Source organism: Enterococcus sp. AZ091 (genome assembly GCF_051714805.1).
GTDB lineage: Bacteria > Bacillota > Bacilli > Lactobacillales > Enterococcaceae > Enterococcus_D > Enterococcus_D gallinarum.
In genome coordinates this window covers 1,207,500-1,222,616 of record NZ_JBIOSO010000001.1, presented here as the reverse complement: position 1 = coordinate 1,222,616, position 15,117 = coordinate 1,207,500, and the positions used below count along the sequence as shown (strand labels likewise).

Here is a 15,117-nt window from a genome sequence, read left to right as displayed (position 1 = left end):
AATTAAATAATTTCTGTTTTGGTTTGCGTACGCACTTTTTCAATGGTCCGCATCTTGTGATTCCAGCACTCTTGAGAGAGATCGACTGGGTATTTTTGCGGATTCAAATCTCGTTTGTACTCATCCCATAATGAATCCAAACAATTTGTAGCATAGGCTTTGATGTGTTCAAGATCCGGCAATTGATAGACTTGCTGTCCTTCTACAAAAATGTCTTGCAGCAAAGGCCGAGCATCAAAATCTGTCACTGTTTTATTGATAAAGGTGTGAACCGGATGGAACATGAACAACTCTTTTTCTTCCTGGGGGTTTTCGTCCCAAAGAGTCACATAATCCCCTTCAGACTTGCCGTCTTTTTTACGTGTGATACGCCAGACTTGTTTCTTGCCTGGTGTAGAAACTTTTTCAGCATTACCGGATAATTTGATCGTATCGATCATTTCGCCTTGTTCGTTTTCAATAGAAACCAGTTTATAAACGGCTCCCAATGCCGGTTGATCATAGGCGGTGATCAACTTTGTACCGACACCCCAAACATCGATTTTGGCTTTTTGCATTTTTAGACTTAGAATCGTGCTTTCATCCAAATCATTTGATGCGTAGATCTTAGCTTCTGTAAAGCCAGCTTCATCTAGTTGTTCTCGGACTTTTTTGGAGATATAAGCCATGTCTCCACTATCGATCCGTACTCCTAAAAAGTTGATTTGGTCCCCTAGTTCTTTTGCGACACGAATCGCATTTGGTACACCTAAGCGCAATGTATCATACGTATCGACTAAAAAGACACAGTCTTTGTGCGTCTTGGCATACGCCATAAAGGCATCATAATCATTGCCATAGGATTGCACAAGAGAATGAGCATGCGTCCCGCTTGCAGGGATGCCAAAGATCTTGCCTGCTCGAACATTACTTGTGGCACCCGCACCTCCGATATAAGCCGCACGAGTTCCCCAAATCGCTGCGTCCAGTTCTTGCGCACGACGAGACCCAAATTCTAATAAGGGATCATCTCCGATCACAGACTTGATCCGAGCAGCTTTTGTTGCAATCAATGTTTGGAAATTAACCATGTTCAATAAGGCTGTTTCGATCAATTGAGCTTGTGCCAAAGGTCCTTCAACTTGAATGATCGGCTCATTGTTGAATACGAGATCGCCTTCTAAAGCTGAACGAACCGTGCAGGCAAATTTGAATTCTTTCAGATAATCCAAGAAAGCCTCCGGATATCCGCCGATTTCTCTTAAATAATCGATATCTGAATCTGAAAAGGTCAAATTGTTCAAATAATCGACTAAGCGTTCTAACCCTGCAAAGATAGCATAGCCATTCTCAAAGGGCATGTCACGGAAATAGCACTCGAAGACTGCATTCAAATCCGCACGTCCTAATTCCCAATAGGTTTGCATCATATTGATCTGATAGAGATCAGTATGCAAAGTGAAACTATCATCTTTAAATAATTTTTGCATCGTTTTGCTCCCTCATACTTACTTCTCCCTATTATAGCAAAAAAATAAAAAAAGAAAGTATTTCTTGTTTTTTTCCTCAAAAAAAGTCTGTGCCATAAGTTAGAAAAAGACCGAAAAACTTCATGATACGATGGGGTATTCCACCAGTTTCACTCGAATCATTGGGTCTTGCTTCAACTTATAACACAGGCTGCTAATGGTTAATCAACTGCTAATTGAACTAGGATGATATCTTTGCGAGGTTTCGCAAACTTGACTCCCGCTGCTTCCATCTTTTTACGGATATTGACATCTACAGTGACATCCTTGCGGTCAACTTTTAGTAAGCGATGAATCGCTGTATCCACTTCTCCGCGGCTGATCTTCTTTTTATTGTTGATCAAAACCAATGTGATCTTGTCAAAAGTATCCACATACATGATCTGGGTTCGATCAAGAGAATAAAGTTTGTAGTATTTAATCGCGACTTTATCAAAAATAAATTTTGAGATGACCGGATAAAATGTCTCCAAATTCAAATTTTGGTTGACTGGTGTTTCAATCAATTTCATATACAACATCCTCTCGTATTAGTTCATCCATGATAAATTGGCCGACTCCGCCGTCAGCTGCACTAGGAATCATACGATCGCAAACGTTACGGATCGATTCACTCGCATTGGCTACTGCAACAGAGACATCTACCACTTCAAACATGGCTAAGTCATTCTCACCATCCCCGATCCCAAAACTCTTTGCATGAGGGAAAGCCTGCATAAAATTCGTGATCGCGGCTCCTTTTGTTGCTAAGGGATCAACGACTTCCAATGTCTGAACAAATGACTGAAACGCACTGACTGGTTCAGTCTGCAGCAATAGACGCAACTGTTCGATCTTCTCATCCGATGCTTCCATCAGTTCGATCTTTAGGACATTGATCGTCGGCCGTTCCTGAATGTAGGCTAAAAGATCCGGTGCATGAATGCAGTCATGCACAAAATAGGCTTGCTTGTATTCAGCAATCATCGCCCCTCTCTCACCGAGATCTGTAACTAATTTATTGGTCAATGCGGTCAATTGTTCTTGATAATCCGCAGGATCTTTGCAGATCACTCCTTGATCGGTGTGCAGAAAATAAAAAACTTTTTCTTTCTCTAAAATAGCTGTCACCGCTTCTAAGGTAGCTAGCGGCAAACAATTGGCTAAAACAGGCGCCTGACCTTCCAACTTCAAGCCGGCGCCATTGCCAAAGATGACATCACAGGAGATTCCTTCTTCTATCATCAGTGTTTCTACCAGATCATACCCTCGACCAGTCACAAAAACAAAATGATCGCCTTGTGCTTTCAGATAGTTGATCGCTGTTTTATTGATTTCAGGGACAGGCTGACCCATTTCCTGAAATGTCCCGTCTATATCGGAAAAAACTATTTGCATCGAATCTTCCTTTCTTTGCTATAATTATAACATAATTTGACGAAGCAAAAAATTTTTTGTTGACATTGACGTTACGTAAACCTTTATGATGAGAGCATAAGGAGGGAGAAATTTGGAATATAGTATAACAGCACTGGCTAAAATTTCTGGCGTCAGCAGCCGTACATTGCGCTACTATGATCAAATCGGATTATTAAAACCACAAAGGATCAATTCAGCCGGCTATCGTATTTATGGGGGACAGCAAGTGGATCGTCTGCAACAGATTTTGTACTTTAAATCCTTTGGCCTCCCTCTAGAAGAAATCCGTCATTTGCTAGATGATCCCGAACAAGATGTTCAAACACTGTTGGTTGCTCATTACAACCGATTGTCTCAGGAACGAGCAGCGCTTGATCGCTTATTGACAACATTAGCCCAAACAATCAATTATTATGAAGGAGAACAGACTATGTCAGATAAAGAAAAATTCACTTATTTTAAACAACAAAAACTCGCAGCCAATGAAGAAACCTATGGCGAAGAGATCCGTGCCGCTTATGGGGAAGAAGTCGTTGAACAAAGCAATCAAAAATGGCAGAACATGTCATTTGAAACCTACCAAGAATTGGAACAAACCGAAAACGAACTAATTCAAACATTGAAACAAGTGGTACAAGAGCCATTTGACGTGACTTCTTCTTTGGCAAAAACAGCCTTCCAGTTGCACAAAAAATGGCTGCAGCTTGCAGCGCCATTTTATTCTGCCGATTATCATCGCAGTTTAGGTGAAATGTACATTCATGATGCACGTTTTACTGACTATTACGATCAAAAAGCAGGCCAAGGCGCAGCCAGCTGTTTACAGGCAGTCATCGCTCATTACGCAGATTAATGACCCATAAAAAGGACTTGAGCCGCATTATGTGTGCTCAAGTCCTCTTCGTTTGATAAACGTATAAGGAATCCGGATGGACCCTTGTTCTTCCTGGATTGCTAACTTCAACGCCATTTCTCCACATTCATGCAAATGATAGTCGATGGTTGACAATTGAAGAACTTCACTAATAAATAAATTGTCTCTGCCAATAAGTAGTCGTTCGGAGGAAGAAGCCAATTTGATACCAGCAGCTACCTGATCCCCATTGGTAAAAATCGCTTGGACATTTTTATCAGCAAAGAAAGCGGCTGCCTCTCGCCCATCTTCTTCCGTCAAACAATCCCAAAAAATCAATTCTTCGGTAAAAGCTGGGAAATATTCCTGACACAAACGAACTGTGATCTTCGAATTGCTGCTCAGCTTACGACTTCTTCCAAGTGTAATTCCAATACGCTCGATACCATTTTCTTTCAAATAAGCAAACACTTCCCGAATGGATTGCTCACGATCGATATAGGTGCAACCATCTTGGACAGAGTCGATCTTTTCACAAAAAACGATACGGCCATAAGCACGATAGGGCAATAGTTTTTCGAGCGGATTTGCTCTCGATGTGATAATCAGAGCATCAAACCCTTTTGCCGCAAATTCCTGCAGGTACTTTTCTTCCATTTCTGGTTCATAGCGGGTAGGCAACAAAGTCACCTTATACCCACGGGAAAAAGCACTTGCAGTAATCCCGCTTAGAAGGATATCAAAATACGGATGATTGACAAATGGGAGAATCACTCCGATGTTCTTCGTTTTTCCCGAGCTTAGTACACGTGCAGTATGATTCGGGATATAGTTGACTTGTTCCATTACCCGCAAAATCTCCTGACGCTTCTGCTCATCCACATAAGGATTATTATTGATGACTCGTGAAATCGTTGAGACCGAATAACCGGTCAACTTAGCAATATCCCGAATGTTCGCCATGCGCTTCTCCTTAGACAAATAATTGTTCTTTCATATAGTCTATCACACTTGCCCCACATTCATAAAATTGGTAATAATCATTCTGATGAATGAAACTGATTCGTTGCGCACCAAAATATTCATCCTGTACCAGGTGTCCAATTTCTGCAAGCGGTATTTGTGCGACCTTTTCCCTAAAAAATCCCTTGGGCTTTGTGAGAATCAAGTTCATCCCATCAAATTCAAGTGCAACATAGCAGCGTTGTATTCCATTGTTTCCCTTTACTTCCATATAAGTGTGCATCTTCATACGCCCCTTTCATGAATAGAATAATCTATGAAACGCGTACCAGAGCAAGCACTTTGTTTTCTTTTTTTCTCCTTGTTTATTTCTGAGGTTGTGAATCATTTCGCTTATTTCTAGAATGTTGTTACAATAGAAATGGAGAAAGAAGTCATCAATCATTTTTCCATTCGAGGAGGAACGCAAATTGACATTAGAAGAAGCTTTTTTATTGGATACATTGCGTTGCCGATTCAAATTTTTGCGAGAAGGGCAAGCATTGACGCAAAAAGAGGTATCGCAGCAAATCGATGTATCGTTGGAAGACTATTTGGATTACGAAGCTGGTGATCGTCTACCAGACGTTATGACGATTTTGCATCTTGCTGCCTTTTATGATGTCTCAGTAGATTACATTTTAGGCCAAACAGAAATTATGCAGCGCTATCCGCTGTCTTGATAAAAAAGTGCTACATGAAACTGCTCCTTGCTAGTTAGAATAAAAATCAAGCTAGTAAGGCGCACGTTCATTTTGAGTAAAAGGACTACTTTTTAAGCAAAAATACCCACTCTTGTAGGAAGAGTGGGTGTCTCAAAAAGAGAATGAAAATGAAATAGATTTGATAGATTGATCATAAACTTCTTCACTGAATCATTCAACATGAAGTTAATTCCTATTTGGTGTAAAAATATGGAGTATCTCTTTTGAGCTATGTTAGCAGTGAATACCAAAATGATTAAGAATTCAATATACCAATGAGCAAGCAATGGATCATTGGTATTGGCTCCTTTCTATCATAGAAATAGAAGCATAAAGAAAAGAACCCCTTCGCTAAAGAAAAGAACCCCTTCGCTAAGGGGTTCTTTTAGTATAATTACATCATGCCGCCCATGCCCATGGATGGATCCATTGCTGGAGCTGCTGGTGCAGCAGGTTCAGGTTTGTCAGCAACGACTGCTTCAGTTGTTAACAGTAATGCGGCTACAGAAGCGGCATTTTGTAACGCAGAACGTGTTACTTTTGTTGGGTCAACGATTCCTGCTTCAAGCATGTTTACCCATTCGCCAGTTGCGGCATTGAAACCAACGCCAAGATCTGCGTGTTTCAATTTATCGATGATCACTGATCCTTCATATCCAGCATTTTCAGCGATTTGACGTACTGGTTCTTCTAACGCACGCAAGACGATTTTCACACCGGTTGCTGCATCGCCGTCTGCTTCGATGGCTGCTACTTTGTTGATGACATTGACAAGAGCAGTTCCCCCACCAGACACCATACCTTCTTCAACCGCTGCACGCGTAGCGTTCAATGCGTCTTCGATACGTAATTTCAATTCTTTTAATTCTGTTTCAGTTGGTGCACCCACTTTGATGACTGCAACACCGCCTGCTAATTTCGCTAGGCGTTCTTGTAATTTTTCGCGGTCAAAATCAGACGTTGTGTCAGCAATTTGATTTTTGATCAATTGCACACGAGCATCGATCGCTGATTTGTCGCCAGCACCTTCAACAATAGTTGTATTATCTTTGTCCACAACAACTTTACTTGCTTGTCCTAAGTTGTCGATCGTCGCATCTTTCAATTCTAACCCTAAGTCTTCAGTAATGACTGTACCGCCAGTCAAGATCGCAATGTCTTCTAGCATTGCTTTACGACGGTCACCAAAGCCTGGAGCTTTAACTGCTACGACATTGAATGTTCCGCGGATTTTGTTCAAGACCAATGTTGGTAATGCTTCGCCGTCTACATCGTCAGCGATGATCAACAATGGTTTTGATTGTTGTAAGATTTGTTCTAACAATGGCAAGATATCTTGAATGTTAGAGATTTTTTTGTCTGTGATCAAGATGTATGGATTTTCCAAAGCAGCTTCCATTTTATCATTGTCAGTGACCATGTATTGTGAAAGGTAGCCACGATCGAACTGCATGCCTTCAACTACATCTAATTCTGTTTCGATCCCTTTTGATTCTTCAATGGTGATCACGCCGTCATTGCCGACTTTTTCCATCGCGTCTGCAATGTATTTTCCGACTTGTTCGCTACCAGAAGACACAGCACCAACTTGTGCAATAGCTTCTTTTGAGTCAACGATGGAAGAAATGTTGTGTAATTCTTCAACCGCAACTTTAGTTGCCATTTCGATCCCACGGCGAATGCCTAATGGATTCGCACCAGCTGTCACGTTTTTTAGTCCTTCACGAACGATCGCTTGTGTTAGCAATGTCGCTGTCGTCGTTCCGTCACCAGCGATGTCATTTGTTTTAGATGCAACTTCAGAAACAAGTTTTGCACCCATATTTTCAAAATGATCTTCTAATTCGATTTCTTTTGCGATCGTTACGCCATCATTTGTAATCAATGGTGAACCATAAGATTTTTCTAAAACGACGTTACGACCTTTAGGGCCTAAGGTTACTTTTACTGTATCTGCTAATTTATCTACCCCGCGCAACATTGCTGCACGTGCATCTTCTGCAAATTTGATTTCTTTTGCCATGATTCATTCACCTCAACTAAATTATTTTTTATTCAACTACTGCAATAATGTCTTTTGCAGCAACGATCAAATATTCGTTACCTTCAAATTTCACTTCTGTGCCAGCGTATTTTTCGAACATAACTTGTTCGCCCACGTTGACAGCAACAGGAGCTTTTTCACCGTTTTCTAGCGTGCGTCCTTCACCGACTGCAATGACGGTTCCTGTTTGAGGTTTTTCTTTGGCTGCTGAAGCAAGCACGATACCTCCCACAGTTTTTTCTTCTTCTTTTGCGACTTCGATAATCACGCGATCACCTAATGGTCTTAACACGATAAATCCCTCCAATTATATTTGATAGATTTTCTATTAGCACTCTCACACATAGAGTGCTAACTCACAAAATTAATATTACTCATTTTCTGTTTTTTTTGCAAGCCTTTTGATTAAATTTATTTTGGCTTTTTCTTTTTATCGATCCATACTGCAAAAACCTAGGGAAAAATTTTGTTTCTAATGAGTCAGTAGTCTATAATAGAAAAAAAGGAGTGTGATGATTTCACTTATGTCTCTAAAAAAATACGCACTATCGACGATTTTGATTTATGGGGTCGCATTTTTTATTCCTGTCGCTTTTATATCTAGTGGTGCCACGATCCCTGCAACAACTGTTTCGTATATCGTCGGCGCAATCTTGATGATTTTTCTTTATTTCAAACAAAATGAACCCTTATCCTTTGAACGTAAGGAGCCAAAAGTATCGGCTATTATTATTTATGGTCTAACAGGAATCATTGCTGCCATTCTTTTGCAAAACTTCGCTGTCTTTATTGAGTCGCTATTTGGCGAAGTAGCGGCATCGGAAAATACAGAAAATATTATCTCTATTATTCTGCAAAATCCGATTTTTGCCCTTGCCGCTATGGTCGGCGGGCCTATCATGGAAGAATTTGTATTTCGCCGTGCCTTTGTGGGAATCATTGCGAAATATTCAAATATCTGGGTTGGTGTCATTGTCAGCGCTGTTGCCTTTGCCTTTGCCCACAGCGACAATCATCTATTGGTGTATATTCTATTGGGTCTCTTTTTCTCTGGACTCTATGCGTTGACAGGGCGTATCTGGACATCCATGATTACCCACGTGGGAATGAATACACTAGTTATTATCATTCAACTATTGGTTCATGCCGGCTATATCAATGTGCCCTAAGCACTAAAAACAAAAAAACGATGTTGAAAAATTTCAACATCGTTTTTTTATAAGATAAATTTCTAGCTTTGTAAAAACTGTCTGCATTCAATCGCTATTGCTTTTCTACAAAAACTTGCTAGCCAATCATCCTCAAATACTGAATAATTCGGTCGCTTTATCTGGATCAGTGTCATAAACCTCAAAGGCTTCACCGACACCTAAGTCGTGTTCTTTCATCGTATTGACCATGGTTAGATGGGCCAATTCTTTTAGATTGTTTTCTTTGCTCAAATGCCCTAAATAGACGCGCTTCGTATTATCCGTCAATATGTCTGCCATGACTAATGCCCCATCTTCATTGGAGAGGTGCCCACGATCCCCGAGAATACGCTGCTTGAGGCTCCATGGATATGGACCCATCCGCAACATTTCTAAATCATGGTTGCTTTCGACCAGATACGCATCGGCTCCTTTGATAATCCCCCGGACATGATCACTGCAGTAACCAGTATCAGTCAACATCACAAAAGATTTGCCATCTTTATGGAACCGATAGAACTGCGGTGCTGCCGCATCATGGGAAACGCCAAAACTTTCGATGTCCATATCTCCCATCGTCAAAACTTTTCCCATCTCAAAAACATGTTTTTGTTCAACCGCAATATTGCCTACCATATTGTCCATCGCCTGCCATGTTTTCGTGTTGGCGTAGACATCCAACTTGTATTTGCGAGCCAAGACCCCTACGCCATGGATATGGTCACGATGCTCATGCGTGACTAAAATAGCATCCAGATCCTCTGGCTTGCGTCCAACTTCATCCAATAATGAAGTGATCTTTTTGCCGCTCAGTCCTGCGTCCACCAGGATTCGTTTTTTATTGCTCTCGATATATAACGAATTTCCTGAACTTCCGCTAGCTAAAATGCTTACTTGAAAGGCACTTTCCTTCATCATTGTTTCTGTCTTCCTCTCTCTTACTTTCAACGAGTTCCATTATACCTATTTTTCTATGGATTTTCTACTTTTTGTACTGCATTGTTTGTAATGATTCGATTACTAAAGGCATTGACAGTTTCGATCTGAATATTTTCATCCGCATCTGCTTTGACAGCAACGAACCAAGCCGGAATGTACACATTCCGATCACCAACAATCAAAATCCTTGTGTAAGCCAGCTCTGTCCATAATATCTTAGAATGACTAGGCAACTTATTATTCAAATAAAGCGTGTTGACGGCTTCTTTCTCTGAATAGAGAGTCATTTTCTCCCGCAGCGGGGTGATATTGGAAATGTGGGTCTGAGTATACTTAGCGATCTGCAACAGTTTATCTGACGATTCTAAAGTCATATCGATCCGGCTTGAGCTGTCATTGAACGGGATATTTTCATAGGACTGACTGGCAACAATGGTTGGGTATTCTTGATCTAATAGCGACAAGTTCTTCATATAGTGATATTCCTCTCCATAGAGGACTTGATCTTTTCGCTGAAGGTATTCATTGACCGTCTTTTCCGCCTGTGTGTCATCACTAATGTAGAATCCTCCGGAAGAAATATGGGTCAACTGCTGCCCTTTGACAGTAGTCGCCTCGACTAACCGCTTGTCCCCTTGCGCTTCTTTCAAAGCAGCAGCCAAATCGGTTTGTTCACCGCTTAAATAGTACCCGCTCAAATACTCGTCAGAAAGTTCTCCTGAATATTTGATGTCTTCTGAGGCTAGTCGCTGTTCAATCGGGATCGTCTGATTTGACTGCAAAACGTTCTGCTGTTCACTGCGGGCTTCACTGTAAATGTTGAACAAAAAGACATTCAACCCCAAAAACGCTAGGAAAAAAATCCATTCGATTCGCTTGAAATCCAATCAAACTCCCCCCGTTTCTGTCAATTTAGCCATTAATTCCTGATAATTGAACCAGTTATTCTCATACTTTACATACCAAGTTGGTGTCAAATCGACGACAGAAGCCCCTTTGATGTCGCCCCATTGATAGCCAACAATAATCTGCTGTAGCTGATCCGTCTCTGCCCCTGCAGAAAGCAAGTCACTGCGAACGGTTAAGCTTGAAGGCAGCTCCACCTCGGTCTCAGAAGGAATCGGCACTTGGATCGCATTTAAACTAGATTCGATTGCCATCTCTCGATTCCCTAATTGCCCACTGTTAGAAAAAGTTACTTTCATCAATCCCTGAGCACCACTGCTGAAGACTGGATACCCTTCTACAAAAATACGATAATCTAGTTGATTGCTCAACCGATCAAAAAAGCGTATCGTTCCGAAATTGTTGCCCAAACGACGAATATAGTCCGCACTTTGCATAAACAGATCCGTTTCATCACTTTCTGAAACAGTGGTTTCAAATTTGACTACTTGATCATCATGCAAAACCGCCATATTCTGTCCACCTTCATAATAATAAGTATCCACACTATCATCATTGACTTTGACATCTTTTGGCGAAGTAAAAAATGCTTCTCGAAAGAGATTCGCCGATTGCAAAGAGGAAACATAGCTGTATTTTTTCAGCTTGATCGTGTCCTGTGTATAGAACTGATTGCTTTTTCCTGATTCTTCCTGGCGCATCGCTGTCCATTCTCTTGGATTATCTTTCAAAATGCGATTCACATCATTTTTATCCCAGTCAATCTTGCCTTCAATGATCCGTGATTCTTCCAAATTCACAAACTGGATTTTATTCTCTTTCAAATCGATTTGAATACGGGAGAAAGCCGTTTTGTTGGCTTCGTTGTCACCTAATGCCAATTCAACATCAAAGGTCTCCGCGTAATCATTTAGTAAGAACGGCGTGTAATACGCCAACGTCACTCCCTCATCCAATGTTGCTGCCTCTGAAAAAGACTTGGAATCATAATTTTGTACCGTCAGATCATTGACTTGAGCATCCGAGAGCAGTCCCTGAACGTCACGAATCAACGTTTCAGAATTGGTTTCCTTGACTTCATCTTGGTGGATCCAGGTCAAATACAATGGCAAAAATAAATCACTTTTTTGTTTGTAGGTCTGAATACTCGTATTGACTGTATCTGTAGCCTGTTCGACTGAACGATCGTAGCCGGTGGGATTCAGCCAAATCATGTAGGAAAAGTAAAAGCTTAGGGCAACCATAACGATCAGACCTAAACGAATCATTTTTTCTGAGACTTTCATTCCCACCAATCCTCCTCATACGGTTCATATGGCAACATGATATAAAATGTTGAACCGCGGTTTTCTCGGCTTTCTGCCCAAATGGCTCCTCCATGAGATTTGATCACTTCGCGGGAAATGGCTAATCCTAAACCAGTACCACCTTGTTGCCGGGCGCGGGCTTTGTCAACACGGTAAAAGCGGTCAAAGATTTTGGTAAGATCCTTTTTAGGGATGCCTAGGCCTTGATCATTGATACTCAAAACGATATTGTTATGGGTTTCCATCAATTTGACTGTGATCACACCGCCATCAGGTGAATATTTGATAGCATTGTTCATAATATTGTCGATCACTTGAATCATCTTATCCGTATCGACTTCGACCCAAAGTTCACGTTTGGTGAATTCACGACGAATCACATATTTTTTGTTCTCATTCGTCACCATCATATCAAATCGATCCAATACAAAGCTGACCAACTCATTGAAATTGATGTATTCCAATTGCAGTTGCGCATTGCCACTGTCCATTCGTGAAAGACTCAGTAGGTCATTGATCATTCGAATCATCCGATCCGTTTCATCTAATGTCACTTTCAAGAAGTTCGGTGCGATTTCTGGATCTTGCCAAGCCCCTTCGCTCAACGCTTCAATATAGCTGCGCATACTGGTCAAAGGTGTTCGCAATTCGTGAGACACATTGGATACAAACTCTCGCCGCTCTTGTTCATTTTTCTCTTGTTCTGTAACATCATGCATCACCGCTACTAAACCAGAAATAAATCCAGACTCACGGCGAATCATTGAAAAGTCGATTCGTAAAATCAAATTCGTTCCAACGATGTCATTGTTGGGCCGTTCGATCAGCATTTCATCAGGACTTTCTAGCAGTTTACGCAAGGTGTATTCTTCATCGATTTGGAGCAGAGTCAGAATCGATTGACCGACTGCTTCTTCAGAAGTAACATTCAATAACGACATCGCCATCTCATTGATCGTAATGACTTTCCCACGGCGGTCAGTCGCTACGACGCCATCGGTCATGTGGGAGAGGACACTATCTAGTCGATTTCGTTCCGACTCCATTGCTTCTTGTGTTTCTTCGATACGTTCTCCTAGCTGATTGAATGTTTCAGCCAGCTGTCCCAGTTCGTCTTGGCCATGAACTGCTACTTTGCGGCTATAATCCCCTTTGGCAATCCGAATGGCTTGTTCCCGCATTTCCCCAATCGGCTGAGTGATGGATCGGGAAACAAGTAGGGCAACAACAATCGAGATCGCTGCAGCAATTAAAGAAGCCGTCACAAAAATCACGGCAGTATCACTGACTTCACTGTATTTCTGTTCCAGATTGCTTCGCAGGTACAATGTACCTAAAACCGTATCCCCTGTAGGCGACTGGATCGATTGGACAATGTTGTAGACCCGCTGTCCTGTCGATTCGTCATACAACACTTCACTACGGTTCGTATCATAATCTCGGTAATCGTTTTTTTCACCCACTGAACCTCGATCATTGATATTGGTGGTTGCCCGAATGATTCCTTGTTCATCTACGACCCGCATCTCTAAAATCTCAGAAGAGTTGGTACTGGAAAGGATCCGGTTCAAAGAAGAATTCATTGCATCCCAATCGAGGCTGTCTTCGGCGTCCATTCGACTAAGTTCTGAACCTAGAGTAACGACCAACGTGCTAGCTCTTGCCTCCATGTCGCGCTTAAAGGCATCGATCGTTGTTTTCTCTAATTCGCGAATAAAATACGCCCCGATAATCTGGATCGAAATCAATAAGATCAAGATAAAAGTCAGGGCGATTTTGAAGTTCACTGATCGAAAAAAGCGAACCTTATTTTTCATAGCTTATTCCTGTTCAGGGTTCCGCAAGTAATAGCCGACTCCGCGACGAGTGACCAAATAATTCGGATGACTTGGGCTATCTTCGATTTTTTCCCGTAAACGGCGAACGGTAACGTCGACGGTCCGCACATCACCAAAATAATCATATCCCCAGACGGTTTGCAGCAAATGTTCCCGTGTCATGACTTGACCTAAGTGTTTCGCTAGATAGTGCATTAGTTCAAATTCACGATGGGTCAATTCGATTGCTTCGCCATTTTTAGTTACCATGTAGGCATCTGGATGGATCGTCAAATCACCGATCGTCAATTCTGCATTCGGTGCTTCTTCTGCTTCTTTCGCCGAAGCAGAACCGCGACGTAAATTAGCTTTGACACGAGCTACTAATTCACGGTTGGAGAAGGGCTTAGTCACGTAATCATCGGCACCCAATTCCAGTCCTAACACTTTGTCGATCTCAGAATCTTTGGCGGTAACCATAATGATCGGCATATCGTGATTTTTTCGAACTTCACGTGCCACTTCTAATCCATCCATTTTCGGCAGCATCAAATCTAATAAAATCAGATCCGGTTCAACTTCTGCCACTTTTTCTAATGCTTCTTCACCATCATAAGCTGTATATACTTCGTAGCCTTCTTTTGTCAAATTGAATTTGACGATGTCCGAGATCGGTTTTTCATCGTCCACGACTAGGATCTTTTTCAAAAAATGTCACCTCATTTTTTATTCTTTCCTACTTATTATACATGATTTAGGATGTGTTTTCATCTTTCCTCAAATCTTAGCCTTGATCTATGCTTATTCTTAAGAAAATTTTGTATCGATGTTCTTTCTTTTTCACACACATGATTGCTAACTTATTCATTCCGTAATAGGTTTCACAACAACTTTTACAGTATCGCCAATGTCTTTTTTGATCTGTTTGCGAATCTCTTTCTTGATTCCTAAAATATAACAAATACTTCCGTCTTGATTTTTCAACCCCATATTGACGATACTTCCTTGATAGTCAACGCCATCAAATGTTGCCTGAACTTTCAGCCGCCCTTTATTCCATTCAGCCCGCAAATCGTAAGGAAAAATCACGTATGCTCCACCTTTACCAATCTCAGAAGAATAAATGGTTGATTCAAAAACATATTCTTTCATTGTCACTCACTCCTTTTTTATAAACAACTCAAGATACTGCCTTAAGTAATCCGGATAGCATAAAGCTCCATCTGTAAGCATCCGTCTCCTTGAAGAACTGTTGCTTTGTTCTATGAAATCATTATACTGCTTGTTTTGTTCAACGAAAATAACTTAGGTGTAAATAGGAGTAAGTAGGCGCAAAGGAGAGCAACGAAGAGCAAAAGAGAGCCAAACCCTTCAGGTCACTGACCATTGCGGCATCTCTAGAGAAACAGGCTTCTTTTCACTCATCGGCACAAAAAAAGGTATGAAAGT

General features: G+C 41.3%; 16 protein-coding genes. 3 read left to right on the top strand and 13 right to left on the bottom strand.

Annotation, left to right across the window (positions count from 1 at the left end; genetic code table 11):
- Positions 1 to 2: 2 nt before the first annotated feature.
- From IGJ28_RS06260 to IGJ28_RS06250, 3 genes are all read right to left on the bottom strand, one after another.
- On the bottom strand, positions 3 to 1,469 hold the full coding sequence (locus tag IGJ28_RS06260) for a nicotinate phosphoribosyltransferase (protein ID WP_003127448.1): 1,467 nt from the start codon (positions 1,467 to 1,469) through the stop codon (positions 3 to 5).
- A gap of 200 nt (positions 1,470 to 1,669) precedes the next feature.
- Positions 1,670 to 2,020: a DUF1827 family protein gene (locus IGJ28_RS06255; protein WP_005471710.1), complete on the bottom strand. Its 351-nt coding sequence runs from the start codon at positions 2,018 to 2,020 to the stop codon at positions 1,670 to 1,672.
- A complete protein-coding gene (locus IGJ28_RS06250) occupies positions 2,007 to 2,885 on the bottom strand; it encodes an HAD-IIB family hydrolase (protein ID WP_252712098.1) in 879 nt (292 codons plus the stop codon). The genes IGJ28_RS06255 and IGJ28_RS06250 overlap by 14 nt, the downstream gene beginning before the upstream one ends.
- A gap of 112 nt (positions 2,886 to 2,997) precedes the next feature.
- Between IGJ28_RS06250 and IGJ28_RS06245 the strand changes: the two genes are divergently transcribed.
- Positions 2,998 to 3,759: a MerR family transcriptional regulator gene (locus IGJ28_RS06245; RefSeq protein WP_003127445.1), complete on the top strand. Its 762-nt coding sequence runs from the start codon at positions 2,998 to 3,000 to the stop codon at positions 3,757 to 3,759.
- A 27-nt stretch (positions 3,760 to 3,786) separates the two neighbouring features.
- Here the strand turns inward: IGJ28_RS06245 and IGJ28_RS06240 are convergent, their stop codons facing one another.
- Entirely contained in the window at positions 3,787 to 4,722 is a 936-nt protein-coding gene (locus IGJ28_RS06240; protein ID WP_005471706.1) for a LacI family DNA-binding transcriptional regulator, read from the bottom strand.
- 10 nt (positions 4,723 to 4,732) lie between these two features.
- Entirely contained in the window at positions 4,733 to 5,005 is a 273-nt protein-coding gene (locus IGJ28_RS06235; RefSeq protein ID WP_003127443.1) for a hypothetical protein, read from the bottom strand.
- A gap of 187 nt (positions 5,006 to 5,192) precedes the next feature.
- Here IGJ28_RS06235 and IGJ28_RS06230 point away from each other — a divergent pair, with 187 nt between their 5' ends.
- The gene (locus tag IGJ28_RS06230; RefSeq protein WP_060813628.1) at positions 5,193 to 5,444 is read left to right on the top strand and encodes a helix-turn-helix domain-containing protein; all 252 of its coding nucleotides are present in this window, start codon (positions 5,193 to 5,195) and stop codon (positions 5,442 to 5,444) included.
- Between the two features lie 415 nt (positions 5,445 to 5,859).
- Here IGJ28_RS06230 and groL read toward each other — a convergent pair whose 3' ends face one another.
- Positions 5,860 to 7,488 (bottom strand): chaperonin GroEL, encoded by a 1,629-nt coding sequence (gene groL / locus IGJ28_RS06225; RefSeq protein ID WP_060813629.1) that lies wholly within the window; start codon positions 7,486 to 7,488, stop codon positions 5,860 to 5,862.
- A gap of 28 nt (positions 7,489 to 7,516) precedes the next feature.
- A complete protein-coding gene (groES, locus tag IGJ28_RS06220) occupies positions 7,517 to 7,801 on the bottom strand; it encodes a co-chaperone GroES (protein WP_003127440.1) in 285 nt (94 codons plus the stop codon).
- A 232-nt stretch (positions 7,802 to 8,033) separates the two neighbouring features.
- Here groES and IGJ28_RS06215 point away from each other — a divergent pair, with 232 nt between their 5' ends.
- Positions 8,034 to 8,678 carry a CPBP family intramembrane glutamic endopeptidase gene (locus tag IGJ28_RS06215; RefSeq protein WP_252712125.1) on the top strand — a complete coding sequence of 215 codons (645 nt, stop codon included), beginning with the start codon at positions 8,034 to 8,036 and terminating at the stop codon, positions 8,676 to 8,678.
- Positions 8,679 to 8,810: 132 nt separating this feature from the next.
- On the opposite strand, the gene IGJ28_RS06210 is transcribed toward IGJ28_RS06215, so the two are convergent.
- The 6 genes from IGJ28_RS06210 to IGJ28_RS06185 all read right to left on the bottom strand — a co-directional run bounded on the left by IGJ28_RS06210 (position 8,811) and on the right by IGJ28_RS06185 (position 14,820).
- On the bottom strand, positions 8,811 to 9,617 hold the full coding sequence (locus IGJ28_RS06210) for an MBL fold metallo-hydrolase (RefSeq protein ID WP_003127437.1): 807 nt from the start codon (positions 9,615 to 9,617) through the stop codon (positions 8,811 to 8,813).
- A 53-nt stretch (positions 9,618 to 9,670) separates the two neighbouring features.
- Positions 9,671 to 10,525 carry a two-component system regulatory protein YycI gene (locus IGJ28_RS06205; protein WP_060813631.1) on the bottom strand — a complete coding sequence of 285 codons (855 nt, stop codon included), beginning with the start codon at positions 10,523 to 10,525 and terminating at the stop codon, positions 9,671 to 9,673.
- Positions 10,526 to 11,830, bottom strand: a complete 1,305-nt coding sequence (locus IGJ28_RS06200) for a YycH family regulatory protein (protein WP_252712097.1) — start codon at positions 11,828 to 11,830, stop codon at positions 10,526 to 10,528.
- On the bottom strand, positions 11,827 to 13,668 hold the full coding sequence (gene walK / locus IGJ28_RS06195) for a cell wall metabolism sensor histidine kinase WalK (RefSeq protein ID WP_003127434.1): 1,842 nt from the start codon (positions 13,666 to 13,668) through the stop codon (positions 11,827 to 11,829). The genes IGJ28_RS06200 and walK overlap by 4 nt, the downstream gene beginning before the upstream one ends.
- Positions 13,669 to 13,671: 3 nt before the next feature.
- Positions 13,672 to 14,376 carry a response regulator YycF gene (gene yycF / locus IGJ28_RS06190; RefSeq protein ID WP_005471699.1) on the bottom strand — a complete coding sequence of 235 codons (705 nt, stop codon included), beginning with the start codon at positions 14,374 to 14,376 and terminating at the stop codon, positions 13,672 to 13,674.
- Between the two features lie 156 nt (positions 14,377 to 14,532).
- A complete protein-coding gene (locus IGJ28_RS06185) occupies positions 14,533 to 14,820 on the bottom strand; it encodes a DUF1905 domain-containing protein (protein ID WP_003127432.1) in 288 nt (95 codons plus the stop codon).
- Positions 14,821 to 15,117 lie beyond the last annotated feature (297 nt).